The 26,961-nt window shown below is 69.2% G+C and carries 27 protein-coding genes and 1 tRNA gene; 8 read left to right on the plus strand and 20 right to left on the minus strand.

Translation table 11 applies throughout. The features are described from left to right. Position 1: 1 nt before the first annotated feature. Genes IT184_10145 through IT184_10155 form a run of 3 tightly spaced genes read right to left on the minus strand, consistent with a single transcriptional unit; the run spans position 2 to position 2,956 of the window. Positions 2-556: a hypothetical protein gene (locus tag IT184_10145; protein ID MCC7009167.1), complete on the minus strand. Its 555-nt coding sequence runs from the start codon at positions 554-556 to the stop codon at positions 2-4. Then, positions 553-1,689 (minus strand): NAD(P)/FAD-dependent oxidoreductase, encoded by a 1,137-nt coding sequence (locus IT184_10150; protein ID MCC7009168.1) that lies wholly within the window; start codon positions 1,687-1,689, stop codon positions 553-555. Before IT184_10150 ends, IT184_10145 begins: the two co-directional genes overlap by 4 nt. Further along, complete coding sequence (locus tag IT184_10155; GenBank protein MCC7009169.1) at positions 1,682-2,956, minus strand: beta-ketoacyl-[acyl-carrier-protein] synthase family protein; 1,275 nt, start codon at positions 2,954-2,956, stop codon at positions 1,682-1,684. Before IT184_10155 ends, IT184_10150 begins: the two co-directional genes overlap by 8 nt. A gap of 24 nt (positions 2,957-2,980) precedes the next feature. Between IT184_10155 and IT184_10160 the strand changes: the two genes are divergently transcribed. Together IT184_10160 and IT184_10165 are read left to right on the plus strand one after the other, a co-directional pair. Then, positions 2,981-3,697, plus strand: a complete 717-nt coding sequence (locus IT184_10160; GenBank protein ID MCC7009170.1) for an isoprenylcysteine carboxylmethyltransferase family protein — start codon at positions 2,981-2,983, stop codon at positions 3,695-3,697. A gap of 107 nt (positions 3,698-3,804) precedes the next feature. Continuing rightward, positions 3,805-4,062, plus strand: coding sequence for a hypothetical protein (locus IT184_10165; protein ID MCC7009171.1), 258 nt, complete (start codon positions 3,805-3,807; stop codon positions 4,060-4,062). Here IT184_10165 and IT184_10170 read toward each other — a convergent pair. From IT184_10170 to IT184_10185, 4 genes are all read right to left on the minus strand, one after another. After that, positions 4,035-5,168, minus strand: a complete 1,134-nt coding sequence (locus IT184_10170; GenBank protein MCC7009172.1) for a hypothetical protein — start codon at positions 5,166-5,168, stop codon at positions 4,035-4,037. The genes IT184_10165 and IT184_10170 overlap by 28 nt on opposite strands. A gap of 137 nt (positions 5,169-5,305) precedes the next feature. After that, the gene (locus IT184_10175; GenBank protein ID MCC7009173.1) at positions 5,306-5,917 is read right to left on the minus strand and encodes a methyltransferase domain-containing protein; all 612 of its coding nucleotides are present in this window, start codon (positions 5,915-5,917) and stop codon (positions 5,306-5,308) included. Then, positions 5,910-7,742, minus strand: a complete 1,833-nt coding sequence (locus IT184_10180) for a bifunctional homocysteine S-methyltransferase/methylenetetrahydrofolate reductase (protein MCC7009174.1) — start codon at positions 7,740-7,742, stop codon at positions 5,910-5,912. The genes IT184_10175 and IT184_10180 overlap by 8 nt, the downstream gene beginning before the upstream one ends. A 39-nt stretch (positions 7,743-7,781) precedes the next feature. Next, positions 7,782-8,216 carry an NADH-quinone oxidoreductase subunit I gene (locus IT184_10185; GenBank protein MCC7009175.1) on the minus strand — a complete coding sequence of 145 codons (435 nt, stop codon included), beginning with the start codon at positions 8,214-8,216 and terminating at the stop codon, positions 7,782-7,784. A 121-nt stretch (positions 8,217-8,337) separates the two neighbouring features. On the opposite strand from IT184_10185, the gene IT184_10190 reads away from it, so the two are divergent. The 4 genes from IT184_10190 (at position 8,338) to IT184_10205 (ending at position 11,652) form a co-directional block, all read left to right on the plus strand. Continuing rightward, positions 8,338-9,654 (plus strand): histidine kinase, encoded by a 1,317-nt coding sequence (locus IT184_10190; GenBank protein MCC7009176.1) that lies wholly within the window; start codon positions 8,338-8,340, stop codon positions 9,652-9,654. 1 nt (position 9,655) lies between these two features. Then, positions 9,656-10,444, plus strand: a complete 789-nt coding sequence (locus IT184_10195; protein MCC7009177.1) for a response regulator transcription factor — start codon at positions 9,656-9,658, stop codon at positions 10,442-10,444. A 113-nt stretch (positions 10,445-10,557) separates the two neighbouring features. Next, on the plus strand, positions 10,558-11,094 hold the full coding sequence (gene lepB, locus IT184_10200; GenBank protein MCC7009178.1) for a signal peptidase I: 537 nt from the start codon (positions 10,558-10,560) through the stop codon (positions 11,092-11,094). A gap of 66 nt (positions 11,095-11,160) precedes the next feature. Continuing rightward, the gene (locus IT184_10205; protein MCC7009179.1) at positions 11,161-11,652 is read left to right on the plus strand and encodes a hypothetical protein; all 492 of its coding nucleotides are present in this window, start codon (positions 11,161-11,163) and stop codon (positions 11,650-11,652) included. Between the two features lie 45 nt (positions 11,653-11,697). Here the strand turns inward: IT184_10205 and IT184_10210 are convergent, their stop codons facing one another. From IT184_10210 to IT184_10235, 6 genes are all read right to left on the minus strand, one after another. Continuing rightward, positions 11,698-13,521 carry a long-chain fatty acid--CoA ligase gene (locus IT184_10210; GenBank protein MCC7009180.1) on the minus strand — a complete coding sequence of 608 codons (1,824 nt, stop codon included), beginning with the start codon at positions 13,519-13,521 and terminating at the stop codon, positions 11,698-11,700. Continuing rightward, positions 13,518-14,009 (minus strand): cyclic pyranopterin monophosphate synthase MoaC, encoded by a 492-nt coding sequence (gene moaC / locus IT184_10215; GenBank protein MCC7009181.1) that lies wholly within the window; start codon positions 14,007-14,009, stop codon positions 13,518-13,520. The genes IT184_10210 and moaC overlap by 4 nt, the downstream gene beginning before the upstream one ends. Beyond that, complete coding sequence (locus IT184_10220; GenBank protein MCC7009182.1) at positions 14,002-14,664, minus strand: redox-sensing transcriptional repressor Rex; 663 nt, start codon at positions 14,662-14,664, stop codon at positions 14,002-14,004. Before IT184_10220 ends, moaC begins: the two co-directional genes overlap by 8 nt. 166 nt (positions 14,665-14,830) lie before the next feature. Continuing rightward, a complete protein-coding gene (locus IT184_10225) occupies positions 14,831-15,613 on the minus strand; it encodes a 1-acyl-sn-glycerol-3-phosphate acyltransferase (protein ID MCC7009183.1) in 783 nt (260 codons plus the stop codon). Positions 15,614-15,677: 64 nt separating this feature from the next. Continuing rightward, positions 15,678-16,271, minus strand: coding sequence for a CarD family transcriptional regulator (locus IT184_10230; protein ID MCC7009184.1), 594 nt, complete (start codon positions 16,269-16,271; stop codon positions 15,678-15,680). 207 nt (positions 16,272-16,478) lie between these two features. After that, positions 16,479-18,239 carry a M20/M25/M40 family metallo-hydrolase gene (locus IT184_10235; GenBank protein ID MCC7009185.1) on the minus strand — a complete coding sequence of 587 codons (1,761 nt, stop codon included), beginning with the start codon at positions 18,237-18,239 and terminating at the stop codon, positions 16,479-16,481. Positions 18,240-18,364: 125 nt separating this feature from the next. Between IT184_10235 and IT184_10240 the strand changes: the two genes are divergently transcribed. Both IT184_10240 and IT184_10245 read left to right on the plus strand, forming a co-directional pair. Next, positions 18,365-18,922 carry a hypothetical protein gene (locus IT184_10240; protein ID MCC7009186.1) on the plus strand — a complete coding sequence of 186 codons (558 nt, stop codon included), beginning with the start codon at positions 18,365-18,367 and terminating at the stop codon, positions 18,920-18,922. Between the two features lie 69 nt (positions 18,923-18,991). Further along, positions 18,992-19,080: transfer RNA gene (locus IT184_10245), tRNA-Leu, on the plus strand. Between the two features lie 38 nt (positions 19,081-19,118). Here the strand turns inward: IT184_10245 and IT184_10250 are convergent. The 7 genes from IT184_10250 to IT184_10280 form a co-directional block, all read right to left on the minus strand. Next, complete coding sequence (locus IT184_10250) at positions 19,119-19,514, minus strand: hypothetical protein (protein MCC7009187.1); 396 nt, start codon at positions 19,512-19,514, stop codon at positions 19,119-19,121. A 138-nt stretch (positions 19,515-19,652) separates the two neighbouring features. After that, positions 19,653-20,099, minus strand: coding sequence for a hypothetical protein (locus IT184_10255; GenBank protein ID MCC7009188.1), 447 nt, complete (start codon positions 20,097-20,099; stop codon positions 19,653-19,655). A gap of 156 nt (positions 20,100-20,255) precedes the next feature. Further along, on the minus strand, positions 20,256-22,238 hold the full coding sequence (locus IT184_10260; protein MCC7009189.1) for a VWA domain-containing protein: 1,983 nt from the start codon (positions 22,236-22,238) through the stop codon (positions 20,256-20,258). A 103-nt stretch (positions 22,239-22,341) separates the two neighbouring features. Next, positions 22,342-22,929, minus strand: coding sequence for a gluconate 2-dehydrogenase subunit 3 family protein (locus IT184_10265; protein MCC7009190.1), 588 nt, complete (start codon positions 22,927-22,929; stop codon positions 22,342-22,344). 8 nt (positions 22,930-22,937) lie between these two features. Continuing rightward, positions 22,938-24,644: a GMC family oxidoreductase gene (locus IT184_10270; protein MCC7009191.1), complete on the minus strand. Its 1,707-nt coding sequence runs from the start codon at positions 24,642-24,644 to the stop codon at positions 22,938-22,940. Between the two features lie 138 nt (positions 24,645-24,782). Beyond that, positions 24,783-25,646 (minus strand): class I SAM-dependent methyltransferase, encoded by an 864-nt coding sequence (locus tag IT184_10275; protein ID MCC7009192.1) that lies wholly within the window; start codon positions 25,644-25,646, stop codon positions 24,783-24,785. Positions 25,647-25,823: 177 nt separating this feature from the next. Continuing rightward, the gene (locus tag IT184_10280) at positions 25,824-26,843 is read right to left on the minus strand and encodes an SMP-30/gluconolactonase/LRE family protein (protein MCC7009193.1); all 1,020 of its coding nucleotides are present in this window, start codon (positions 26,841-26,843) and stop codon (positions 25,824-25,826) included. Between the last annotated feature and the right edge of the window lie 118 nt (positions 26,844-26,961).

Genomic DNA, 26,961 nt, shown 5'->3' on the forward strand with positions numbered 1-26,961 from the left:
TCTAGTCTACGCCGGCAGGCGAAACGCGTTTCGCCCGCGCATCGGCCAGCACCCGGCGCTCGAACCGCCAGCGCCTCCACAACACGATGCCGAAGCCTGCTCCAGCGATCGGGCCGGTCACGCGCGCCCCGACCATCAGCGCCGTCGCGACGAGCTCGCCGATGACCGCGATGTAGTTGGGATGATCGACATAGCGATACGGACCATCCGACACGAGCGGCCTGCCGGGCAGCACCAGCACGCGAAAGCTCCAGCGATGGCCGAGCGCGCGGATCGCCCAGTACTTCAGCATCTTGCTGACGACGAACAGCACGACGCCCGAGGCGGCCCACGACGGTCCGCCGGCCGCGGCTGCCTGGTGCGACGCGCGCCAGATCCCTTCGAGACCCATGATGAGGAACGCCGCGGGATACGTCAGCGCCAGCGCCCGATAGACATCGCCCGGCGGCTCGATGGCACCTTCCGCCCGCAACTGCTGCTCGTGGCGCGCGGAGGCTCGCTGTTCGGCCAGCATGAGGCCGAAGATCAGGGCGATGACGAACGCGACGGCGTTCACGGCACATCTCCCGCGTACCGCACGGCGCGCTCGAGCAGGGCGGGCGCCACGCGCGCGCCCATGTCGGCCAGGTGCACGGCCGCGGGCGAGTCCACCAGCCGTTTGACCGCGCGGTTGAACCGGAGCTTGCGTCCGAAGGCGGCCTGCCTGGCGGCCCGCAGCCGCGCGGGCGCGCCGGCGAGGTCGCCGCTCTCGAGCGTCCGGAGCGCTTCCTGCGCGGCCAGCACGGCGCTCTGCATCGCGAGGTGCAGCCCGTCGCCCGTCATCGGATCGACGAACCCGCTCGCGTCGCCAGCGAGCAGCACGCCGTGATCGCCGACCGCACGCACGCGCGTCGCGAGCGGGCCGAGCACGCGGATGTCGCTCTCGAACGTCATGCCGGCAAGCCGATCCGACAGCTCGGCATCCGCGGCGATCGCGCGCCGGAGGATCTCGCGCGGTGTCCCGTGATCAGGACCAGGCCGGCGGACGAGACAGACGTTGACCAGCCCATCGGCGACGGGCGCGAGCCCGACGTACCAGCCGCCGTGCACGTGCATCTCGCCGACGTCGGTCATGCCGGCGACGCCGGACACGTACGCGCCGTAGGCCCATCGACGCCGTCGGCCGCTTGGCTTCATCAGCCCGGCCGACTGGCCGACGGCCGATCGGCGGCCGTCCGCGCCGATCGTCAGCACCGCGGGCAGGCGCAGCGCACCGGTGCCGCCTCGTCTGGCCAGCAGAAGCCCGCGCACGGTGGGCACCCCGTCGTGGTCCTCCACGAGGACGCCGCGCGCCGTGACGCCGCTCTCGAAGCGCGCGCCGCTGCGGACGGCTTCGCGGACGAGCCACGCATCGAGATCGACACGGCGGACGGCAAGGCCGGAGACGCCGCTGCCGTAGCGCACGACCACGGCGGCGCGCGGCCCCGTCAGGCGCATGCCGTAGAGCGGGCGTGCCGTGTCGAGCGGGCCGCCGGTGAGGCCCAAGCCGGCGAGCAGCGCGATGGCGCCGGGGTTCAGCGTGTCGCCGCACAGCTTGTCGCGAGGGAACGCCGCGCGGTCGATCATCACGACGCGCGCCCCGGCGCGCGCGAGCACGATCGCCGCCACCGCGCCGGCGGGCCCGGCGCCGGCGACGAGCACGTCAAGCATCCGGATGCCCCAGCACGAGCGCGCTGTTCTTCGATCCGAACCCGAGGCAGTTGCACAGCGCCGCCTCGACGCGCGCTGAACGCGCGTGGTTCGGAATCACGTCGAGATCGCACGCCGGATCCTGGTGCTGGACGTTGATCGTCGGCGGCAGGACGCCGTGCGCGAACGCGAGCGCGGTCGCCGCCACGCCGGCCGCGCCGCTCGCCCCCTGCGGGTGGCCGATCATGGACTTGACCGACGACCCCGGCACGCGCCGAGCGGCCGGCCCGAGCACCTGCCGCACGCATCGCGCCTCCACCGCGTCGTTCAACACGGTCGACGTGCCGTGGAAGCTCACGTAGCCGAGGCTCTCGGCCGGCCGACCCGCTCGACCGAGGGCGAGGCTCATCGCGCGGACGATCTGGATGCCATCGGGATCCATCTGCACGCGGTGATACGCGTCGCACGTGGACGCGTAGCCGTCGACGGTCGCATACACCATCGCACCGCGGGCGCGGGCGCGATCTTCGCGCTCCAGCACGAAGAGCCATGCGCCTTCGCCGAGCACGAACCCGTCGCGGTCGCGATCGAACGGCCGCGACGCCGCGGCCGGCCGATCGTTGTACCGTGTCGAGAGCACGCGCATCCGGCTGAATCCGAACAGCATCCCCGGCGTCGCGCACGCATCGGCGCCGCCGGTGATCAACACCTCCGCTTCGCCGTGCCGGATGAGCGACGCGGCGTAGCCGATCGCGTCCGTCGAGCTCGTACAGCCGGTCGACAGCACGTGGCTCATCCCTCGAAGGCCGAGCGTGATCGAGATCTCGCTCGAGACGATGCCGACGATCGACATGGGAATGGCATAGGGCGAGACGCGGTGCCGATCGCCGGCGTGAAAGTCGCCGTACTGCCGTTCGGCGACGTCGATGCCGCCGGCGCCGCTGCCGACGATGACGCCGAGGTCGGCAGGCGCGGGATCGAGCCCCGCGTCGGCCAGGGCCTCGCTGGCGGCCAGCACGGCGATGCGCGAGACTTTGGCCGCCTTGCGGGCATCGATCCGCCCGTCGCGGCTCGCCGCGCGAGCTTCGCTCGCCGCCGCCTCCGCGTCCCCGAGCACGTCGTCGGGCACGACGGCCGCCACCCGGCACGACAGCTCGGAGACGTCGAACGCCGTCACCGTGCGCACCGCGCTTTCGCCGGCGCTGAGCGCCGCCCAATAGCGATCGCGGCCGACACCGAACGGCGAGACGACGCCGATTCCCGTCATCACGACGCGAACCTGAGGCATGGTCCCTATGATAGGACCTTGCCGGTGACGCCACGCCTCGCTCGCCTGCTCCGCGCCCTCTTCGTCGTCGGCGGCGCGCTCACGTTCGTGCTGGCGCTGGCGTATGGCGTCTGGCGGTACCTCACGGACTTCGGTGGCGGGAGCGCGGCGACCGTGGGCGCGTGGCGCGCCGTCGGCATCGACATCGTGCTCTTCAGCGTGTTCGCGCTCCACCATTCGCTCTTCGCGCGGATCGGCGCGAAGGATTGGATCGCGCGCCGGGTCTCGCCTGCGCTGGAGCGGAGCCTGTACGTCTGGGTGGCGAGCGCGCTCTTCATCCTCGTGTGCGCCGCGTGGCAACCGCTGCCTGGCGAGCTCTGGCACATTCGAGCGCCGTGGGCTGCCGGGCCGGCGGCGCTGCAGCTCGCCGGCGTGTTCATCACGGGCGCGTCCTCGCGGCGGCTCGACGTCCTCGAGCTGGCCGGCCTGCGCCAGGGACTCGGCGAGCGAACGCCGCGATCCGGCTTGATCACGGACGGCTGGTACGCCCTCGTGCGCCATCCGATCTACTTCGGCTGGACGCTGATGGTGTGGCCGGCGCCGCACATGACGACCACGCGCTGTCTGTTCGCCGTCGTCAGCACGGCCTATCTTGCGCTGGCGATCCCCTTCGAAGAACGGGGGCTCACCCGGCAGTTCGGCGACGCCTATCGGGCGTACGCCCGTCGCGTGCGGGCGCGCATGATCCCGTTTCTGTACTGAACGGCCGACCGTCGAATCGGCACGGCGATCGCGGGGCGGCCTGATAAGATGCCGCCGTGGCGCTTTCCGAACGCGACTTCTTCGTCGAGAAGTTCGAGACCCGGCCGATGTCGCTCGTCTGTCCGCTCTGCCGGCACCGCGCGGACTACCAGATCCGCTGGGCGCGGCGCACGAAGAAGGACCGGCCTCCGTCCGGAGCCGACGAGCGCGATCGCGCCCGCTACGCGAAGCTCCAGGATCACCTGTACCGCATGGACGACGTGGTGACGTGCGCCCGGTGCCGGAGGCGGTTCGACATCCCGTCACATCGATCGATGATCTTCCTCCACGAGCTCGATCACGGGATGACGGACGTCGAGGAGTGAACCGGCCGGCGAAGGTCCCGCAGCAGCGCCACCACCCGCTCGGCGCCATCGGTCGGCATCCGCTCGGGCGGATCGGGCTGAGCGCGCACGGCCTCTAGCGCCTCTCGCCACCGCCCGCCGAACAGATCGTCGTGGTCGATGAAGCGCGCCCGGACGTACCGGCGCAGCGCGGCGACGAGCACGTCGTATTCCCGAAACTGGCCGCGCGACGTGTACAGCACCGGCACGTCGGAGACGATGCACTCCGCGATGATGCCGTAGCCCGGCTTCGTGACCACGACGTCGGATGCGGCCACGAGATCCTCGTAACCGAACCCGCCGGCCGACAACGCCGGCGTGTCCACGAGACGCACGTGAGCCGGGAGGGAACCGGCGCCCGGGCTGCTGAGATCGGTCGTCACCACCGTCCAGTCGGTCCGGCAGTCCACGGCGGCAAGGTCGAGCGATGGCAGCCCGTAGCCGCCGAACGACAGCAGCACGACGCGCCCGCGCGCCGGCAAGCCGAAGTGCGTGCGGGTATCGGCTCGGCTGCGCGTGGGCTTGCGGCCGACGAGCGGTACCACCGTCACACGCGGGAAGACCTCGAAGCCGCCGGAGAACGGCAACTCGATCGCGAGCGCGGCCTTGCGATAGGCCGCGCGTATCCGCTCGAGCACGTCGGCGCCGCGCGGCAGGAACCCCGGATGCGTCTCGTAGATCCAGTCCCAGGTGAAGTTGGCGATCGCGACGCCGGGCACGCCGAGCGCGGCCGCGACCTCGAAGGCGAGCGGCGGCACGTCGCCCACGACGAGATCGACGCGCTCGCTCGAGAGCGCGGCCACCTCTGACGCGATGCGTGCGTCGAACGTGCGATAGAACTCGAGCGCCGCGTCGACGGTCGCCTCGTCGTCGTGCGCCACGCTCGTCGCCTGCACGATGCCGGTGTCCACCGGTACCGGCCGCAAGTCGAACGGCACGCCGATGCTGCGACGCAGCATCTCGGGCGAGACCGACGACCGAATCTGAATCCGATCGTCGGCGTCGCGGCCGAGCAACGTGACGATCGGTGCCTGGCGTGCCGCGTGGCCGAAGCCGTGGCCGGAGATGTAGAAGACGGTTGTGCTCACGAGGGTCGGTACGACAGGTGTATCAGGTACAACACGTCCGAGGCACGAGCTGACGCGGGCCGACCGATCGCATCACCACCGGGCTGACCCGACCCGAAGCGAAGGAAATACCCAGCGTCGTGCCGTCGGCCGGTCCGTTATCCCTGCTTGGTCCAGGTCAGAATCAGCGCCGGCGGGAAGTTCCGGACCACGAGGTGGACGTGCGGAAGGCTGCCCATGTGGCCGCTCATCTGTTTCCGGAAGGCAACGGCCGACGGCAGCTTGTACGCGTGCAGGTACTGGAACGTCGTGAACGTGCCACCCGGACGCAGCACGGCGGCGATCGACCTGAGGATCTGGCGCGTCACCGCAATCGGCAGGCTGACGAACGGCAGCCCGGAGACGATGTGATCGACCGGCGCCATGCCGCGGTCGACGACGATCGTGTCGAGCCGCTCGGCCGAGGCGCAGATGCACTCGATGCCGGGCCAGCGCTTCTGGATGTTCTTGCAGAACGCCGGATCGATGTCGATCGCCAGGAACTGGTTGTGCGGGCCGAGCCGCTCGACGATCGGCGCCGTCAGCGCGCCGGTTCCGGCGCCCAGCTCCACGATGCGCAGCGGCTTGCTGAAATCGAGATTGGCGACCATGGCCTCGCCAACCGCGCGCGAGCTCGGCGTCACGGCGCCGACCGTGCGGGGGCTCCGGAGAAACCGGCTGAAGAGCAGCATGTGTTCCCGCAGGCTGGTGCTGTTCGGTGCATCACGCATGCCGCAATCTCCCCACCTCGTTGAGCAGCCGCTCGGCCGTCTGCGGCGACCCGTGGAATGTCGTGACCTGCAGCCCGGCGACCAGCGTGCGCAGCCGGACGGCGATCTCGACGACAATGGCCAGGGCTTCGTCGGCCTCGTCGGCGGCGCGCCGCAGCCGGTCGAGCACGCCCTCGGCGACGCGCACGCCGACGACCTCGCTCGCCAGGAACTCGGCGTGACGGAGCCCGTCGAGCGCCGGCACGGCCGCAATGACCGGAACGCCCGCCCGCCGGATGTCGCCGAGCTTCGCCTCGAAGGCCTCGACGTCCAAGACCGGCGGCGTCACGACGAACTCCGCGCCGGCGTCGATCTTGAGCGCGAGCCGGCGCCACTCGGCGTCCTGATCGGCGGCGAACGGGTTGATCGCCGCGCCGATGTGGAACTGCGTCGGCGCGCCGATCGGCTGGCCCGCGATGTCCTGTCCCTGGTTCAAACGCGCCACCATGTTAATCAAGCCGATCGCGTCGACCTCGTAGACCGACGTCGCGTCGGCGTAGCTGCTCACGCGCGCCGGGCTGCCGGTGGTCAAGAGAACGTTCCGCACGCCCATCGCGTGCGCGCCGACCAGGTCCGACTGCATGCCGATCAGGCTCCGGTCCCGACAGGTGTATTGCAGCAGCGTCTCCACCTGCCCCTGCTCGATCAGCGCCGAGACGGCCAGCGCGCTCGCGCGCGCGCCCGATTGCGGGTAGTCCGGCACGTTCACGGCGCCGACGCCGAGATCCTTGAATCGTCTCGCGACGGCCAGAGCCGGGCCGAGGTCCACGCCGCGCGGCGTGGCGATCTCGGCCAGCACGACGAACTCCGCGTCGGCGAGGGCGCGCGCCATGCGCGACTTCTCCCGGCGCGCGACGGGCCGCGACCGCGGCGGCTGGTCGCCGGCCGGCGCGGCCGGCCGCGTGCGCGCCGCCGGCGACAGCGTCCGGACGGCGTCGGCAATCTGCCGCGTGTGGCCCGGGGTCGTCCCGCAGCATCCGCCCACGAGCCTGACGCCGACGTTCACGAAGCGCCGCGCGTAGCTTGCCATGTACTCCGGCGAACTCAAATAGAGGTTGCGCCCGTCGACTGCCCTGGGCAGGCCGGCATTCGGCTGGGCCGACAGGGGCGCGCTCGTGACGTGAGCCATCGCCTCGATCGTCTCGAGCATCGCGGCCGGGCCCACCGAACAGTTGAGGCCGATGACGTCCGCCCCGGCGCGCTCCAGCTCGGCGGTGAACCGGTCGGGCGGCGTGCCGTCCAGCGTGTGGCCGTCCTCGCCCGTCGTCAACTGCGCGACGATCGGCAGCGTCGAGACCGCGCGAATCGCGCGAACCGCCGTGGCCAGCTCGTTGACGTCCGTGAACGTCTCGAGGATGAACAGATCGGCGCCGCCGGAGGCGAGCGCTTCGGCCTGCTCGGCGAAGGCCGCGGCGGCCTCGTCGAGCCCGGTCCTCCCCCACGGTTCCACCCGCACGCCGAGCGGCCCAACGGACCCGGCGACCCAGGCCCGCCCATCGGCCGCGCGCCTGGCGAGACGCGCCCCCTCCGCGTTGATGCGCGTGAGCGCGTCCACCAGGCCGAACTGCTCGAGCTTGAAGCGGTTCGCGCCGAACGTGTTGGTCTCGAGCACGTCGGCGCCGGCCGCGGCGTAGTCACGATGGATCTCGGCGACGAGGTCGGGCCGCGTGAGGTTCAGCTCGTCGAAGCAGCGGTTGAGGAAGATGCCCTTCGCGTAGAGCACGGTGCCCATGGCGCCGTCGCACACGAGCACGCGCTGGTTCAGGGCATCCAGGAATGCCGACATGAAGGAAAGGAGGCCGCCGGGTCGCCCGGCGGCAGCGACTCAGCGCGCCGCCTCGGCGGGCGCAGCGGGCACGAGCAGATCCTGCTTGTCCCAGATGAAGTCGCGGTTGCTGTAGACGGCCAGCTCGTAGTCCTTGCCCATGAAGATCGCCGACACCGGGCAGGCTTCCTCGCAGTAGCCGCAGAAGATGCAGCGCGTCTTGTGAATCTGGTAGACCGACGCGTAGCGCGGACCGGCCGCGACCGTGCCGTCGTTCTCCGCCGGCTCGAGGTAGATGGCGTCAGCCGGGCAGGCCACCGAGCACAGCCCGCACGCGACGCACTTCTCCAGCCCGTTCTCGTCGCGCATCAGCACCTGCTTGCCGCGGTACTTCGGGAACATCGGCACCTTCTCGGCCGGGTAGTTCACCGTGTTCGGCCGCTTGAACATGTGCTTGAAGGTGGTGATGAAGCCGACAATGAACGGGCGGATCATGGTCGTCATGATAGCAAACCGTCACGAGGCCGTCGCCGCCGACGCGCGCCGACGGCGGCCGGACGCGGGTCGCGCTCGGCCGCATAACTCACGACGGGTGTTATAGTTATCTTCCCTGACCATGCACGAGTCCGGTCCGCTCACGCACGAATTCCTGCCGCCGATCGCGCTCATGGCGAACATCGCGGTGGCGGCCGTGCTAGCGACGATGCTCGTGCGGTTCCACTGGTTTCGGCGCATCCTGCTGACCGAGCGGCGCGACTGGCCCGAGCGCCTCGTGTTCGCCGCCGGCTTCGGCGTCCCGCTCGTCGCCGGCGTCGTGGCCCGGCTGATCCTGCGGTACGAAGCGGCGGACTTGACGCTGTCGGGCGCCTACCTGGCCGGGCTCATCGCGGGGCCGTACGCCGGCGCGATCGTGGGCGCCGCGCTCGGCGTGCCGCCGCTCTTCGCCGGCGAGTTCGGCGCCCTGCCGTTCGCCGTGGGCTGCGGGTTCGCCGGCGGCGGTCTCCGCGAGATTTGTCCCAAGGAAGAGATCTGGCGCTTCTCGCCGTTCTTCGTGACCAAGCTCCACCGATCGGCATGGCGGCTCGTCCGCAGCCTGCAGCTCGACTGGCAGGTGATCCTCGTCACGGCGCCGCTGTTGCTCGAGCTGATCCGCCAGAGCATCGACAGCCGGTTCCCGTCGAGCATCTTCGACTTCGCGCCCACCAACGGCTGGGTCCGGCTGCTCGTCACCATCACGCCCGTGCTCGGCGTCGCCATCCCGATCAAGATCTGGAACAGCGCGCGCATCGAGCACCGGCTGGCCGAGCAGGAGAAGCTGCTCATGGAAGCCCGGATCCAGGCGCTGTCGAACCAGATCAATCCCCACTTCCTGTTCAACACGCTCACGTCGATCACGTCGCTGATCCGCTCGCAGCCCGAGACGGCCCGGATGCTGATCGTGAAGCTCTCGGGTTTGCTGCGCCGGCTCATGCGGAGCCAGGAGCACTTCGTCACGCTGCGCGAGGAGCTCGCGGCGATGGACGAGTATCTCGACATCGAACGCGTGCGGTTCGGGCCGAGCCTGGTCGTCGAGAAGGACGTCGAGGAGGACAGCCTGGACGTCGTCGTGCCGAGCATGATCCTCCAGCCGCTCGTGGAGAACTCGATCAAGCACGGCCTGTCGCGCAAGATCGGCCAGGGGCGGATTACCATCCGTGCGGTCCAGCGCGCCGGCCACGTGGTCATCGAGGTCATCGACAACGGCATCGGCATCGCGAGCGAACGGCTCGAGGCCACGGCCGCGCACGGGATCGGCCTGCAGAACGTGAACGAGCGGCTGCGCGTCATCTACGGCGCGAACTGCCGGCTCCGCCTGCAGAGCGTCGCCGGCGAGGGGACGCTCGCGCGGATGGAGCTGCCGAAGATGCTCCTGCCCGAGCGGGCATCGGCCTGAGATGACGCGCCCGATTCGCGTGCTCGTGGTCGACGACGAGAAGCTCGCCCGCGAGGAGCTGATCTTCCTGCTCGATCAGATCGGCGGCACGGAGGTCGCCGGCGAGGCGACCAACGGGGTCGAGGCGCTGCGGGCCGCCGCCGAGCTGAAGCCCGACGTGCTCTTTCTCGACGTGCAGATGCCAGGGCTCACCGGCTTCGAGGTCGCCCGCCGGCTCATCGACGCCGGCGTCCAGCCGCAGATCGTGTTCGTGACGGCGTTCGATCAGTACGCCATCGAAGCGTTCTCGGTGAACGCCGTCGACTACCTGCTCAAGCCCGTGGACGAGGAGCGGCTCGAGCAGACGCTCGATCGCGTGAGACGACGGCTGGCGAGCGAGGAGACGGCCAAGCTGCCGCTCACGCCCGCCGAGCTGGAAAAGGTGATCGAAGCCGTGCAGGCGCGGCAGGGCCGGCGCGATCAGCTCGCCATCCGGGCCGGCGAGCGGTTCGTGCTCGTCCAGGCCGACGAGGTCGTCTACGCGTCTCTGGTCGATGAGGCCATTGTCGTGGTAACTAACACGGTGTCGGGAACCTCGAACTACCGGACGCTCGACGAACTGCAGGCTCGATTGGACCCGGAGTGCTTCTGGCGGGTCCACCGGTCGCACCTCGTGAACATCAAGAAGATCAAGGAGATCGTGCCGTGGTTCAGCCGGAACTACCTGTTGAAGATGAAAGACCCGAAAGCTACCGAAATTCCCGTCAGCCGATCGCAGACGCGGCGGCTGCGGGAGTATCTGCAGCTCTAGCGCCGCCGGCTGGCGCCGGGGGCATCACGGCCAGCGGCGCAGGATCGCTGGAGCACTCGTCGGACAGCCGCCTCGCCACGCACGCGCCGCGCCGGGATCCTGCGGGGCCCGGCATGCTGGCGCGCGTCGGCGAGGAGCTCGTCGCGTGGTTCAAGACGCTGGTCTCGGCCGCCGTCTACGCGACCCTGATCGTCACCTTCGGCTTCCAGGTCGCCCGTGTGGAAGGCCAGAGCATGGCCCCGACGCTCGAAGACCAGGATCGGCTCATCGTGAACAAGCTCGCCTACCGGCTGCACGATCCGCGGGTCGGCGACATCGTGATGCTGCTCTACCCGGAGGATCCCGAGAAGTCGTTCGTCAAGCGCGTCGTCGCCGAGCCCGGCGACACGATCCGCAGCGAGGACGGCCACGTCTATCGCAACGACGTGCCGCTGCCCGACGACTTCATCCCCGAGGAGTTTCGCATGCCGCACGACACGTGGGGGCCGAAGATCGTGCCGCAGGGCTACTACTTCGTGATGGGCGACCATCGGAACAACAGCTCCGACAGCCGAAGCTGGAACTTCGTCCCCAAGAAGTACATCATCGGCAAGGTCCAGCTTCGCTGGTGGCCGATCAAAGAAGCGCGCTGGTTCGAGGACTGGCAGTAGGCGCCGGCGCACGACACCGCGACACCTGCCGCCCGGACAATGCGCGCCCTGCGTCGACTGGCCAAGATGCTCCTTCTGATCCTGCTGGTGTTCGGGATCGTCGAGGTGTTTCGCGCCGGCACACCCGCGACGGCGTTCCGCCGGCAAATCGTGGCCGACGTCGGTCGCGACGTGACATGGACGCACTTCAACGAGATCGGCGAGTGGAAGAGCTGGCTCGGTGAGGCCGGCGCGCCCACGGCGACGTCGACGAGCGTGGCCGGCCCCGACACCGTGGCGACGTTCGCCGGCGGCGTCACGTTCCGCATGACGCAGTTCGAGCCGCCGTCCCATTGGATGTGGACCGGCAAGATGGGCTGGCTCACGGTCGACTACGACCACGTCTTCGAGCCGCTCGGTCCGCAGCGGACGCGCATCGTGTTCCACCAGACGGTGCGCGGGTTCGGCAACGACGCGGCGGCGCTGCTCATTCGAGGGCTCACGGCAGCCATGGGTCACCAGGCGGCGCTCGACCGGCTCGCCAGCGAACTGAACGCCCTCGGTCCCCAGGCCCGCTGACGCCGTCGGGCGTACGGCAGGGTGACGGCCGCGGGGACGCGAGACCTAAGCGTAGAACCGCTCGATGACGCCCTTGTAGCGCTCGGCGATGACCTGCCGCTTCACCTTGAGCGTCGGGGTGAGCTCTCCGGACGTGACCGAAAACTCCGCGGCGATGAGGGCGAACTTCTTGATGCGCTCGAACTGCGCCAGCGTGCGGTTCACCTCGTCGACCACCGCCTGATACACCGCCCGGACGTCCTCGTCCTCAAGCCGCGCGCGGAGCGTGGTCTCGTCGAGACGCAGCGTTCGGCTGAGTGCGGCGAACTCGGGTGAGATCAGCGCGGCCGGGAAGTGGCGCCGGTCGCCGACGAGGATCGCGTGGGCCACGAGGCCGTGAGCCCGCAGCCGCTCCTCGATCGGCTGCGGCGCGATCTTCTTTCCGCCGGAGGTCACGAGCAGCTCTTTCTTGCGGTCGGTGATCCGCAGATAGCCGTGCGGGTCGAGCTCGCCGATGTCGCCGGTGTGAAACCACCCGTCGCGCAGCGCGGCGGCAGTGTCGTCGGGCCGGCCGTAGTACCCGCGCATCACGTTCGGCCCGCGGGCGAGGATCTCGCCGTCGGGAGCGATCCTCAGCTCGACGTTCGGCAGCGGCGGCCCGACGGTGCCGAAGCGGATGCGGCCGGGGGGCGTGAGGGCGAGCACCGGGGCCGTCTCGGTGAGGCCGTAGCCTTCGAGAATCGGCAGCCCGACGCCGAGGAAGAACCGCGCGATCTCGACGTTCAGCGGCGCGCTGCCCGAGACGGCCCACCGCAGCCGGCCGCCGATCCCGTCGCGAATCTTCGAGAACACCATCCGATCGGCGAGGCCGGACGCAAGGCGCGCCCAGGCAGGCAGCGGCTCTCCCAGGCTGATCGCGCGGCCTCGAACCTTGGCCAGCTCGATGGCGCGATCGAAGATCGTGCGCCGCAGGCCGGTCGCGGTCATGCCCTTCTCGAGGACTCTCGCGTAGAGCTTCTCGAACATCCTCGGCACGCCGGACATCACCGTGGGCCGCACGACCGTCAGATCCCTGGCGACCGTGTCGATCGACTCTGCGAAGACGATCGACACGCCGCTCGCCAGGCAGACGTACGAGACCGTGCGCTCGAAGGCATGACACAGCGGCAGGAACGACAGCGCGGTGTCGTTCTCCGTCAGGTCGACCACCGAGAGGACGCCGGCGACGTTCGAAGCGATGTTCCCGTGCGTCAGCATCACGCCCTTGGGATCGCCCGTCGTCCCCGAGGTGTAGATGATGGTCGCGAGGTCGTCGGGCCCGACGGCCCTCGCCCGCTCCTGATACTCGCGGGCGACGCCCCAGCCATCCATGATCCGGCGATGGCCTCGTTCGGCGACGGAGGCCACCGACATGAGCTGCGGCTCTCGCTGCCCGACGTCGTCCTGTTGGTCAGCCTCCTCCGGAGCGTCCATCACGAGCACGATCCGAAGCGACGGGGCGATGTTCGCGACGGCCGCGATCTTCTCGGCATGAGTCGACGACGACACGATCGCGATCGTCGCGCCGCTGTCGCGGAGGATGAAGCCGACCTGTTCCGGCGACACCGTCGGGTAGATCGGGACCGTCACGGCGCCGGCGGTGAGGACGGCGAAATCGGCGACGAGCCATTCGGGCCGGCTCTCCGAGAGCAGGGCGACGCGATCGCCCGGTCCCATTCCCAGCGCCGAGAGGCCCAGGCTGAGGTCGCGCACCTGGTCGACGAGCGCGCGGCCGCTCATGGCCCGGACCTCGCCGTTCAGGCAGCGGCCGAGCAGATCCGGCTTGAGATACCGTCCCGCCACGAAGAACGGCAGGTCCGCAATGGTCGCGGGCGTGTCGGCCATGCTCATGCGCGCCGGAACGTGCCGCTGCGGCCGCCCCGCTTCTCCCGGAGGCTGATGGGGCCGATCACCATCGTCCGATCGACGGCCTTCAGCATGTCGTAGAGGGTCAGCGCCGCGGCCGACACGGCGACGAGCGCCTCCATCTCGACGCCCGTCCGGCCGACCGTGCCGACGCGCGCGACGATCAGATAGCCGTCGCGCCTGGCCGTGAGATCGACGTCGACGTGGGTGAGCGGGAGCGGGTGGCAGAGCGGGATGATGTCGGCGGTCCGCTTGGCGGCCATGATGCCGGCGAGCCGCGCCGTCTGCAGCGGATCGCCCTTGGCGACGCGCTTCGTGCGAATGGCGGTGATTGCCGCGCGTCCCATGCGGACATAGCCGTCGGCGACGGCCTCGCGCACGGTCTCCGGCTTCGGCGACACGTCCACCATCCGCACACGCCCGTCGGCATCCACGTGCGACAGCACCGGCGTGGGTCGTCCGTGCTTAGCCATGTTCCTCTCGCGCCAGGAAGAACGACAGGCTCTCGAGCGACACCGTGAGATCCACGTTCTTCAACTTGACGTCACGAGGCACCTTCAGGTTGCCCGGAGAGAAGTTGAGGATGGCGCGGATGCCCGTCTGCAGCACGGTGTTGACCACGGTCTGCGCCGCGGCGGCGGGGACGGCGACGACCGCGATGTCGATGCGCTCGCGCTGGACGAGCCGCTTGAACTCGGCGATGTCGTAGATGCGGACGCCGCCGCGCGTTCGCCGGCCGATCTTCGAGCGCTCGGAATCGAAGATGGCCACGATGGCGAAGCCCTCCTGCCGGAACCCCGGGTAGTCGGCGAGCGCGAAGCCGAGGTTGCCGGCGCCGATGATCGCGACGCGAACCGTTCGGTCGAGCCCCAGAATCGCGCGCAGATGACGCTTGAGCTCCTTGACGTAGTAGCCCACGCCGCGCACGCCGAATTCCCCGAAGTACGCGAGATCCTTCCGGATCTGCGCAGCGTTGAGCTGGAACTGCTCGGCCAGGGCCCTGGACGAGATGCTCTTCACGCCAGCGGCATCGAGCGCGTTCAAGCAGCGCAGATACACCGACAAACGGCCGGCGGTGAGCTCGGAAACCTGATCCCCGGACGTGCGCGCCTTGTCCCGATCCGTCACGAGCGACAGATTTTAGTTCGGTCCTGGGTCCCGTGTCCTGGGTCCCGGGTTCGCTGTGCCGGGACTGGTTCCATGGGCCGGTCCCGGGTGCCGAGTCCAGGGTCCCGGGTCCGCTGTTCCGGTCCCGCGGTCCCATGGTCCGGTCCTGAGTCCCGCATAGGCGAGCCTAAACCCGGTCCACTGACGCCGATCCGCGGTCCGGCGTTCCGGTGACGCCGATCGCCGCGGTCATGCGCGCGCGCACGTCGGCGATCACCTGATTCCTGTCCTCCACCGAGAGCCCGCGGGTCGAGACGGCCGGCAGGAACGTCACCGTCACGGTCGCCGGCCAGATGAGCGGGCTGCCTTTGCGCATGGCCGCACGGCCGCCGCTGACGATCACCGGCACGAGCGGCGCCTGCGCCTTGAGGGCCATCACGAACCCTCCCTTCTTGAAAGGCAGCAGCTCCCCGGTGCGGCTTCTCGTCCCCTCGGGGAAGATGAAGAACGAATGCCCCGCGCAGAGCGCGGCCGCCGCGCGGTCCACCGCCGGCCAGCTCTGCTCCTTGTTCGCACGTTCGACGGGGACGAACCCCGCCACGTCGAACGCCCAGACCAAGACGGGCAGCTTCCGGAGCTCGGCCTTGTACAGCACTCGCACGCGTGGGAACCGCGATCGAAGCGCGTAGAACACGGCGGGAGAGTCGACGTTGCTGGTGTGGTTGCAGACGTACACGGCCGCGCCCTGCACCATGTGCTCGACGCCGGCCGTCTTCACGCGGACGCCGGCGAGCGCGAAGCCCATCCGCACGCCCATCGCCGCGGCCGCATAGAGGAGGCGCGGGCGCTTCGAGATGACGGTCCAGAGGAGTACCGGAGGTCCCACGAGCAGGACGTAGCCCGAGACGGCGACGGCGGCGGCGACGGTGCGTATGGCAGCGACGAGCGTCATCGCCGGCCCAAACGACAACGGGGCCTCCCGACGAGCAGCGGGAGGCCCCGGAGATCAACGTTCACACGCGGAGGGTTGCGAACTACGACGCGCGAGCGGCACGGCGCGGCGTCGCGACCCTGCTGGCCGCCGCCGCTTTGCGCGGCGTGGACGCCGCCGCCTTGGCGCGTGCCTCGTTGCGCGCCTTGAGCGAGAAGCAGCGCTCCAGCGCCTGCTCGACCTTCTGCTCGACCTGCGGCGTCTTCTCCCCCATCACTTCCGTGATCTCGGAGACCACGAGGAACTTGGCGCGATCGAGCATGCGCTTCTCACGGAACGACAGGCTCTTGCCCTTGGCCAGGAACGTCAGGCTCTTGAGCACCTCGACGACGTCGTAGATGGAGCCGGTGCGCATCCGGTCGGAATTGTCTTTGAAGCGGCCTTTCCAGTTCTGGTGGCTGTCGATCTTGCCGTCGCTCAGCAACTGGAACAGCCGATCGACTTCGATGTCCGTGATCGCCCGCCGGAGCCCGACCCCGTCGACGTTGTCCACCGGCACGAACACCGTCGTCTCGTTCGCCATACGAAGCTGATAGAACCCGCAGGTCGTCCCCATGATGGTCTTCGTCTCGATCCGTTCGATCACGCCGAGACCATGGTTTGGGTAGATGACCTTGTCGCCGATCTCAAATGCCACGTGTCCCCCGAACTCTGAGGAATGACTTCCAGGTTGGCTAACCGCTAGCAGGAGCGCACCCGCTATTTTACCCGATCCGGCGGGTCGAAACAACGGAAAGTCCTGTAATTGAAGGGGTTTGCGGCCATTTCGCCTGACGTTCGCCTTCGCACGATATCCGGCAAGTTCAAGCGAGACAATCAGTTAGCAGCCACGGTGTCCTGTGCCTCAGTGCGCCGGCGTGGGCAGGCGGCCCGAGAAGCCTCGGCCTGCCCTGGGGCCCGCCTGATCCCGTTCGAGCACCCGGTCGGAGTCGGCCACGCTGAAGCCCGTCCGATAGACCAGGTCCGCGATCCTGATGAGCTTCGGAAACAGGATCTTGTCTGCCGAGTCGGTGTTCGCGTGGTAGTCGTCGTGGGTCCCGGTGAAGAAGAACGCGACGGGGATGCCCTTCGTGGCGTACGTGTAGTGATCGCTCCGGGTGTAGAAGGTGTTGACGTCCGACGGGTCGTTGAACTCGAAGTCCAGCGTGAGCGGCCGCGCCAGGGTGGCGTTCGTTGCGATGAGCAGGTTGTGAAGGTCGGTGCTGATGCGATCGGCGCCGATGACGTAGAGCGTGTTGGCCTCGCTCGGTTTGTCGTCGCGGTTGCGGCCGATCATGTCGATGTTGAACGACGCCTGGACTCGGTCGAGCGGCACCACCGGGAAGTCGGCCATGTACCGCGAGCCGAGCAGGCCGGCCTCCTCCCCGGCGTGCCAGATGAACACGACCGAACGCCGCGGCTTCGGCCCGGCCGCGAACGCCCTCGCGATCGCCATCAACGCCGCCGATCCCGAGGCGTCGTCGTCGGCACCGTTCCAGATGGGATCGGTCGTGACCGGCACGTTGACGGGCCCCTTCGGCTGGCCGGTACGGGCGTAGCCCACGTGATCGAGGTGCGCGCCGAAGAAGACGTACGTATCGCGCAGCACGGGGTCGCTGCCTCTCACCAACCCGACCACGTTCTGCGTGAAGTCTGTTGAAACGACGGTGTAGGTCTGATCGACGGCGATCGTCACCGTGACGTCGGGCAGGGAGAAACCGGGAAGCGGCTCGCCCTTCTCGAACTTCGCGCGCAGTTGACCGAACGGCACGGGGCCTCTGGCGAAGAGCCACTCGAGCACCGCCTCGTCGGCGACGATCGCCGGAGCGAGCCTCGCGTCCACGCGTTCAACCGTGACGAACTCGGGGGCGAGCGCGCCGCCGCCGCGCCCTGCCGCTGCGCCTGCACCGCTCGCCGCCCCGCCGGCCTCTGCCTGCGGCGCCTTGCCCGAGCCGGACGACGGCGGGCGAGACGGCTCGAACGTGAGCACCGCGCCCGCTTTCTGATTCCTGATGATCTCGTGCGACCGATCGGCCGTGGCCCCGCGTCCGGCCGAAGGCATGCCTCGGCCGCCCGGCAGGTACGCCACGAGACGGCCGCTCACGTCGCGTCCGGTGAAGTCGCCGGCCGGTCGGCCGGCATCGGGCGTCGGCTGCCCGTAGCCGACGAACTCGACGCCGCGGAACGTGAGCGTCTGCTTGCCTCCAGACTCCAGCGGAAACGATACGTGGTCGCCATCCTTGAACGTCCGCGATTCGCCGTTCACGTCGATCGTGAGCGTCGAGTTGCGCGTCACGCGGTAACCGCGCTGCGCGACCCGCTGCAGAAACGTGCCGTCGTCGCCAAGCGGCTCGATCCCCCAGCTCTTCAGATGGCCCGCCACGTACGCGGCCGCCAGGCCGTAGCCTTCGGTGAACACTTCCCTGCCCTCGAGCGCATCCGAGGCGAGATAGGAAAGCCACTCCCGCGTGTCGTCCTCCGAGAGGACCGCGAAGGGAACGCCCGCGGCGGGCTCTGGCGCCTGCGCGAGGACGACGGGCCGCTGCGGGGCCCCGACGAGCGCGAGCAGCAGGAGCGTGATGCGAACGGAGAACCCTGAACGGAAGCGACGATGGCGGGAATTCACAGGGCGCCACCCCAGATTACGCCCCGGCGACCAGGTGGTCAATTTTCGGAAGTCGTCGAACGGCGCTCGCCCGCGGTACCGCTCTTGCTCGTTCTTCACCGGCTCTCGAACGACGGAGGAGGCTGATGACCGACTCACTCAACCGCCTGACGCTGCTGCCCGCCATCTTCAGTGTCGTGCTGCTCACGACGCCGCTGGAGGCGGCCGTCCAGGACCACGCCGGCCACGCCGCGCAGGATCCGTCGGCGCCGCAAGCCAGCTCGATGTCCATGCCGGCGTACGACAAAGCGGCGGAAGCGACGTTCTCCGGCGTCGTCGAGCAGGTCGTCGAGATGAGCCACGGCGAGATGATGGGCCGCGGCGACGGCCAAGGTGGCGCCCGAGGTGGCGGTCGAATGATGGCGAAGCCGGCCATGCCGATGGGCATGGCCATGATGGGCGTCCACGTGAAGCTGAAGACGAGTGACGCCGTGCTCGACGTCCATCTCGGACCCAAGGCGTTCCTCGCCGATCGGCACCTGTCGATCGCGCAGGGCGATCGCCTGGAGGTGGTCGGCGCGAGGGCGACGATGAACGGCGCGCCGATCGTGATCGCGCGTCAGGTGACCAAGGGCACGACGACCGTCGTGCTGCGCGACGAGTCGGGACGGCCGTTGTGGCCAGCGAGGTGCTGCGGGTCGTGAGCCGCGCACGGTGCGACGGCCCGATGTTGCACGCTATACTTGGGTCCGACAGCACGTCCTTCCGTCGCCGCCGGAGTGGCGAAACTGGCAGACGCGCGAGACTCAAAATCTTGTCCGCTTCACGGCGGGTGTGGGTTCGATTCCCTCCTCCGGCACCAGTACCGCGCACCTGACGCACGCCAGGGTCCGCACCAGGCTACGGCTTCCGTAGCGTCACGACGATCTCAGAGGCGGGATAGCCTTCGGTGTGCTGGTTGCTGCCTTCGACTTTCGAGTAGGTCCTCGACTTGATGAAGACGCCTTCGATCGCCGTGCCGTTGAAGCGCCCGACGAACACGTAGTCGCGTCGCCCGGCGCCATCGTTCCCGCCAGCATCTCGCATGGCGAACTGGATGTTCGCGAGCTCCTGAGGCGCAGACTTGCCGAGTCCGCTGCCCGTGGGCTCTGTGACGACCGGCGAGAAGCTCAGGGCCTCCGGGCACGGCCGCAGAACCGTCGTGGTTTCGCGCCAACTGTCTCGCAAGTCCATGTGGTAGAAGCCCGGAAGCTCGGGATCCACTGCCTCGACCTCGAGACGGAGCGTGCCGGTCAAATCGGTCGCAAGGCGACAGTCTCGCCACGGCACCTGGCTCGGCGGACTCACGGTACGAAGGTGCCCGGTGACGCTCACCGAGTACGCGGCCTGATAGACACCGATCGGGCTGGCCGGCGGCGGGACGTAGGCCGAGGCCTACCTCATGGGACTGACCGGCGCGACGCCACCCGGTGTCGTCACGGTGCCCGAGATCGTCCCGCCTGACGCCGTCGCCGTGACGCTGTATCCTCCGTCGCCCGACAACGTGAACGTGTTCCCGGCGACCGTTCCGCTGAGCGACACGCTCGTGCCGTCTGGAAGGAGAAGCACGCCGTCGGCGCTGCCACTCTGCGCAAGCAGCCGCGGCTCGAGCAGGCCGGCGAGCCACTCCAGCGGGCCCACACCGGCCGCGGCCACGCGGCGCGTGGAGTTGATCACCACCACGCCGGTGCCGCCCGACATGGCCACCGAGCCCACGAAGCTCTGGCCCCCCGACGGGGTCGTCTGCTGGGCGGCGGGCTGTGTGGGCGTCTTCTTCCCACACCCCGCCGCATACGCCATCACGACGAACGCAAGGCCGAAAACCCCGCAGATTCTGGACATGGCGCCGGAGCGTCCTGAAGAGGCCACGGACCGTCAAGTCGACTGGCGCCGAACGCCGGTGCCCTGACTCCGCGCCTGCGGAGGCTCGCACCACCTCCTCGCGCCCTGCCCTGCCGCGGCCGGGCGTCGTCGGTTGACGATGGTCGTTCGAGACGATCACTCGATCTGGAATCGAAGCTGTCGCGTCGCGGTCTTGCCGTTCGCGCTGGCGTCGACGGTCAACAGGTACGATCCAGACGACAAGCCGGCCACGGGCACGTCGAAGAGGTGAGCGGCGCCGTTGCTGGCCGCACCCGCCGGGCTCGCGACGGTCGCGATTCGCTCGCTCACGCGCTCGTTCGTGGTGTCGATGATTCGCGCGGTCAACGTGACCAGCGTCGCCCACTTCTTCTGATACACACGCAGGAAGGCCGAGACCCGATCCGTGCGCCGGAACGTTCGGCGGACCGTCGGGACGATCGGCATCAGATCGGCCAACGCGTCGGACGACACGGCGTGCGCCGCCGGCTGCACGCTCATCACGAGCCCGGACAGCGAGATCGCTTCGCGCGAGAAGTTCGGCACCTCGGCGAACGTGTACACGCTCGACGTGAGGCCATCTCCGGTCTCGAGCCCGAGACGCACCTCGTATCGCCCGCTCGCCGCCGGCAGCCGCGCGACGACCTCGTAGTAGCCGGCCGAGGCGTAGTAGCTGGCCGAGGCCTCCGTTCCATTCCACGCGACGTCCAGGCGAAGACGGCGCGATCCGATCAACCTCCCGCTCTCCGGGTTGAAGAGGCTGGCGACGACCTCGGCGCGCTCGGCACGGGGAGTGCCGCCGCCGGCGGGGTTGGACGGATGGGTCGCGCCGAGCACGACCGCCAGCGTGCCCTGGCGATCGCCGCCGAAGGGCGCGATCGTGACATCCATCGGAAAGTCGCGCTTCGGCAGCACGCCTTCGATCGCTCCGTCGAGATCGCGCGAGGCGGCCGCCGCGGCGATGGCGTGGCGTTCTTTCGCCGTGGGGGCGTAGTAGCCCTTTCGCGTGCGGACCTCGAGATCGGGCCTGCCGACGCGGACGTCGATCTCGTGCAGGCGACCGTCCTGGACGAGGCCTGCCGATTCCACGCCGAGCAGGTAGTAGCTGCTGCTCTCGGCGAGCACGCCCGGCACCTCGAGGTCCATGTCGTTGTTGTTGATCACGGCTCGGCCGCCGGTGGACTCGGCCATGGTCCTGAGATACCCGGACTTCGACTCAGGGTCGTTCATTTCCACCCGGATCCCTTCCGGATCGATCGGGTTGATGGTCACGTTGGCGAGCGCGGCCTTCCGCAGCGCGCTCAACTGCGCTTCGCGCCGCAGCATGTTGCACGTCTCGCTGATGTCCGGCCGGACCGCCACACCCGAGCTGATGTAGATGACGATCTTGCGCTGCTGCGGAAGCGACCGCAGCGATTCGGCGATGTTCGCCAGCGCGTCGATCGAGCACGCGCCACAGTAGCAGTAGCCGTTCTGATCCGGGTTGTACGTCTTGCCGTACGACGTGCCGGTTCGACCGATCAACTGAGCCGGCGGGAGCAGCACGGATCCGTCGATCGCTCTGAGCAGCCGATCGCGGTCGCTCGTGAACCCCTGCGCGGTGTGGTTGTTCGACGTGAACACGACGGCGGCGACGTCGTCGGGCCCGAGCTCGTCGACGACGCGCCGTGCCGTCGCGCGCGCCTTGCGCATCCAGAAGCTGGGGCCGGCCTGGCTCGACATCGGGGCCACCGTGTTGTCGTCGATCAGGATGACGATCGCGCGTCCAGCCGGGTGCCTGTTGGTCGCGACATCCGGCGCGACGTCGCGCATCCACGGCGCGGACGGCGGCGGGAGGGGCGGCGGCAGCGTGACGGCCTTGAACGCAACGACCGGTCTCGGCTGGCCGTCCACGCGCACGACGAAATCGGCCGCCGTCAGGTCCGTCACCGGGTGACGGTTGCGGTCGAGGACGGAGACGTCGAGCTGGATCAGATCGACGCCCGATCGAAACGTGGACGACGGGTCCTGAGCTGGGAGGTTCTGACGCGCGGCGCTCAGCGCGGCCGCAAAGAGGACGACGGCCGCGGCTGTGCGTCCGGCCGTCGCCCTAGGAACGGCATACCGCGCGATTCGCCGCATGGATTCCGCGCTCCTCGCCTTGTCGGCCGTCCGCCGGCACTCGCCGGGCGGCCATCGAAGTCAAGACGGGCCGCGGCAGCCGGCGCGACCGGCACGCGCCGGCTCAGGTGGTCCAGTTGATGTTGCCGACGTCGGTCACCGGCACGCACGCGTCATAGCGCCCGGGGATCGGGTCGTAGTGCAGCACGTTCTTCCCGACCTCTTCGGAGGTGAAGTACCCGAGGATCGTCGCCGAGCGGATCTGCAGGAAGAAGCTGTTCGGCTCACGCTCAGAGGCGCGGGCCACGCCGCGCAGGATCTCGTCCTGGTCACCGGCGGCGAGCGACGCGAACGGCACACCTCGCGCCGCTCGGCTGGCCTGATCGACGGCGGCGAGGCCGTCGGCGAACCGCGCGCGCTCCTCCGGCGTCATGAACTGACGGTACAGCACGTCGATGAAGGCGGGCACGCCGGCATCGATCGCGCCCGGCGTGCTCGTGCGGGGCAGGATGCGCTCGGCAATCGCGGCCGTGAGCGTCATCTGCGATCCGCTGAGGCCGGCGGCAGCCTGCGCCTCCGGCACCGCCGGGCTGCCGTCCACCGACGCCAGCCACGCGGGCGAGACGACGACGCCGACCGCGAGCGCCGCACGGCGAATCGCCTCACGGCGGCTGATCAACGGGTACGCCTCGCGATCGGTCGGGTCTGTCATGGGTCGACTCAGAGGTTGCGCTTGTTGATTTCGTCGACGGCGTGGTCGCACGCCCGCGCCGTCAGCGCCATGTAGGTCAACGACGGGTTCACGCACGACGACGAGGTCATGCAGGCGCCGTCCGTGACGAACACGTTCGGCACGGTGTGCACCTGATTCCAGCCGTTCAGCACGGACGTCTTCGGATCGCGGCCCATTCGTGCCGTGCCCATCTCGTGGATGCACAGGCCCGGATAGCTCCCGTCGTCGTACGGCGTCACGTTCTTCAGGCCGGCGGCCTCGAGCATCTCGGCGGCGGAGTTCATGGCGTCCTTCCGCATGCTGATCTCGTTCTCCTTCCAGCCGGCGTCGAACGTCACGGTGGGCAGGCCCCACTTGTCGCGCAGGCCGTGGTCGAGCGTCATGCGGTTGTCGTGATACGGCAGGCACTCGCCCCACTGGCCGATGCCGAACCGCCACGGTCCCGGAGCGATGAGGTCGGCCTTGAGGTCCGCGCCGAAGTAGCTCAGCTCCTTGATGCCGCGCGCCCAGTTGTCGCGGCTCGCGCTGCCCTGGTACCCGAAGCCGCGCACGTAGTCCTTGCGTCGCGACCGATCGTCGAGGTTGCGGAACCTCGGGATGTAGATGCCGTTCGGCCGCTGACCCTTGTAGTAGCGATCGCCGAAGTCGTCCGAGACGCCGCTGGCGCCGACCTTGAAGTGGTGATCCATCAGGTTGTGGCCGAGCTCGCCGCTGTCGTTGCCCATGCCGTTCGGAAACCGGTCCGACACGGAGTTCATCAGGATGGAGGTCGAGGCGATGGCCGACGCGCACAGGAAGATCACGCGCGCGAAGTACTCGGTCGTCTGGTTCGTCTCGGCGTCGACGATGCGCACGCCGCGCGCCCGCCCCGTGGCCGGGTCGTAGATCACCTCGGTGACGATCGAGAACGGCCGGAGGGTCAGCCGGCCGGTCGCGTACGCGGCCGGCAGCGTCGCGGCGTTGCTGCTGAAGTAGGCGCCGTACGGGCACCCGCGGATGCAGCGGTTCCGGTACTGACAGCCGCCCCGGCCGTTGTGCGGCTGCGTGAGATTCGCCACGCGGCCGATGATCATCGGCCGGCCGTCGAAGGACCCGGCGATGCGATCGCGCACCTGCTGCTCGAGGCAGTTCATCGGCATCGGCGGCAGGAACTGGCCGTCGGGCAACTGCGGCAGGCCGTCGCGATTGCCGCTGATGCCCGCGAAGCGCTCGACGTAGTCGTACCACGGCGCGAGATCGGCGTAGCGGATCGGCCAGTCCACCGCGATCCCGTCGCGCGCGTTCGCCTCGAAGTCGAGCGCGTTCCAGCGGTAGGACTGTCGTCCCCACAGAAGCGATCGGCCGCCGACGTGATACCCGCGCATCCAGTCGAAGCGCTTGACCTCCGAGTACGGGTGCTCGACGTCGTTGACGAACCAGTGCGCCGAGGCGGGGTGCGTCGTGTAGCCGGTGCGGTCCTGCTTGCGCTGCTTGGCCAGCTCAGCCGGCGGCAGGCGGTTCCGTCCGGCGAACTGCCAGCTCTCCATCGTCGCGGTCGGATAGTCGGGATGTTTGACGTCCCGGCCGCGCTCGAGCACCAGCGTCCGCAGCCCCCTCTCGGTCAGTTCCTTGGCGGCCCATCCGCCGCTGATCCCCGAACCGACGACGATGGCGTCGTAGGTCTGCTGCGTGGTACCGGCGCCCTGGATGGACATGTCCGGGAAGGTTACCCCAGATGGACAGGACCGGGATCGCGTTTGCGCACGCCGTGTCGAAATGCGAACCGGCGCCTGCTCGCCGACGGCCGAGGCCGGCCGCGCGCCAGAGGCGGAGCTCGCCGGGACGAGAGCCGGTCAGGCTGCGGCAGTCTCCTGATACACGGACGCCGCGAAACCGCGGCGCTTCGTGCCGAACACGTAGAGGTGCGAGAACGGCACGCGGTAGTTCACCGTGGCCAGGCTCCTCGTGGGGTCGTACTCCTCCGGCCGAAAGAGATCGACGACCTGAAAGGACACGTCGTGGAAGCAGCTCGAGAGATCCTGGAGCACGCGGCCGAGCCGATCCGGCGTGATCCAGACGTCCGCTTCGGAGTTCGTGACGCTCGAGACGCGATGCTCGCCCCAGGGCGCATGGTCGCCGGGCACGCCGGCGGCATCGATCGACGGGTAGTACTGGAACTCCAGCGCCACCATGCCGTCGTGGCTGAGGCAGTCGGCCATCGCACGGAAGATGCCCATGCGGTTGCCCTGATGGCAGACGTGCTGAAGGCAGAAGAACGAGGTGATCAGATCGTACTGCCCGTGCGGGGCGTCGCCGCAGTCCGCGCCGCTGCCGAGGAAGAACCGCGCGCCGGTCAGCGCGGGGTTCGAGCGCGCGTACTCGAGCATCGCGCTGGAGATGTCGACGCCGTCGACGTGACGAAACCCGAACCCGCGCGCCGCTTCCATGATCCGCCCGACGCCGCAGCCGAAGTCGAGCAGCCGCATCGCGTGGATCGGTTGCGCGAACCTGCGCTGCCGGTATTCGTCCATCACGAACTGGAGAATCGACGGCATGACGCGCAATCCGTCTTGATAGCACCCCACGAGGGCGCGCGCATCCTCCAGGCTGTGGATGCGTTCGTCGTAGTACCGCCGCTGAAACGTCGCGTATTCCGTGGAGACCTGCGCTTCCGCCATGGACGACAGCGTCGGCAAGGCTCGTGCCGTCTCCGTCATCGGGCGCGTCCACGGCACGCGACGAGCCCACCCGCGCCGGGCGCGTCGGGTCGTCGACATGCCGGAAAAGCGACACCGGCCGGGCGGACGCTCACCGGACGGCTGCACCGCACGGAACGGCCGCGGCCGTATCGATGCGGGCCGCGGCGCACACGTTCGCGCGTACCGTCGTCGCCGCTACTTGATCGACACGAACGCCAGCGCGTTGTTCGCGTTCATCGGAATCACGAGCTGTTGCGCGCCCTCGTCGTAGCACATCGACGCGGCGCTCGGGATGTTCCGCGCGATGAGCTCCGCGGGCTGACCGGGCCGGATGCGCGACACGCCGCCGTTGACCACGCTGCTGACGTACTTGGTGCCGTCGGGCATGATCACGAGGCCGTCGTTGCCCGCCTGCGCGGCATGCTCGGTGGTGAGCAGCGCGCCGGACGGCGAGAACGTCAGGACGTCATCGATGCCCATGTTGACGACGACGACGTTGCCCTTCGGATCGATCGCGACGCCGTTCGGCTGCCGCAATGGTGCACCTTGCACGAAGATCGAGGCCGCGCCGTCGGGCGCGATCTTCCAGACCTGCCAGGTCGACGGATCGGCGTTCTGCCCGCCGGCGCCCGTCTGCGTCGCGTAGATCGTGCCGTCGGCCGCGACCTCGATGTCGTTGAACCACGCCGATTGCGTCACCCGCACTTCCCCGGCCGGCCGGCCCGTCTTCATGTCGAAGCGGCGGATCACCGCCACGCTCGGATCGGTGGCGCTCGTGCCACCGTCGCGGTCGGCGAGGTACAGCACGCCGTTGGCGATGTCGCTGCCGAGCGGCTCGTTGAGCACGAGCGGCGGCGAGAGCGCGGCACGCTCGCCCGGGTTCTGCACGCCAATCCATCGCGGCGTGTGCACCGATCCGTCGTGGTTGATGAACGACACCCAGGCGTTGTTCACCTGAACGTTCTGACCCACGCCGCGGTTCGGCACGACGATGACGCCGCGCGCGGCGTCGTACGAGCAGCTCTCCGCGGAGTAGATCGCGCCGTACACCTTCACGTTCGACGAGGCGGCATTGAACGCTCCGTCCGGCGCCGGCGTCACCGGCAGGCCCGTCGGGTTCCCGACGATGAACGGTGCCTGCCCCTGGGCAAGCAGCACGGCAGGGATCAACGCAAGCGCGAAAACGAGACTTCTCTTCCAGGTGACGCACGTCATCGGCATTTCTCCTCGAGGGCCTGCTCGAGCGGCAGGTGTCACTCGCACCACGGCATGTCGAGCCACATTCTCGTCGTTCTGCACCGGCAGTTCAAACGCGCGCCGCCACGCGCCGCTG

It is taken from the genome of Acidobacteriota bacterium (assembly GCA_020853395.1).
Lineage (GTDB): Bacteria > Acidobacteriota > Vicinamibacteria > Vicinamibacterales > SCN-69-37 > JADYYY01.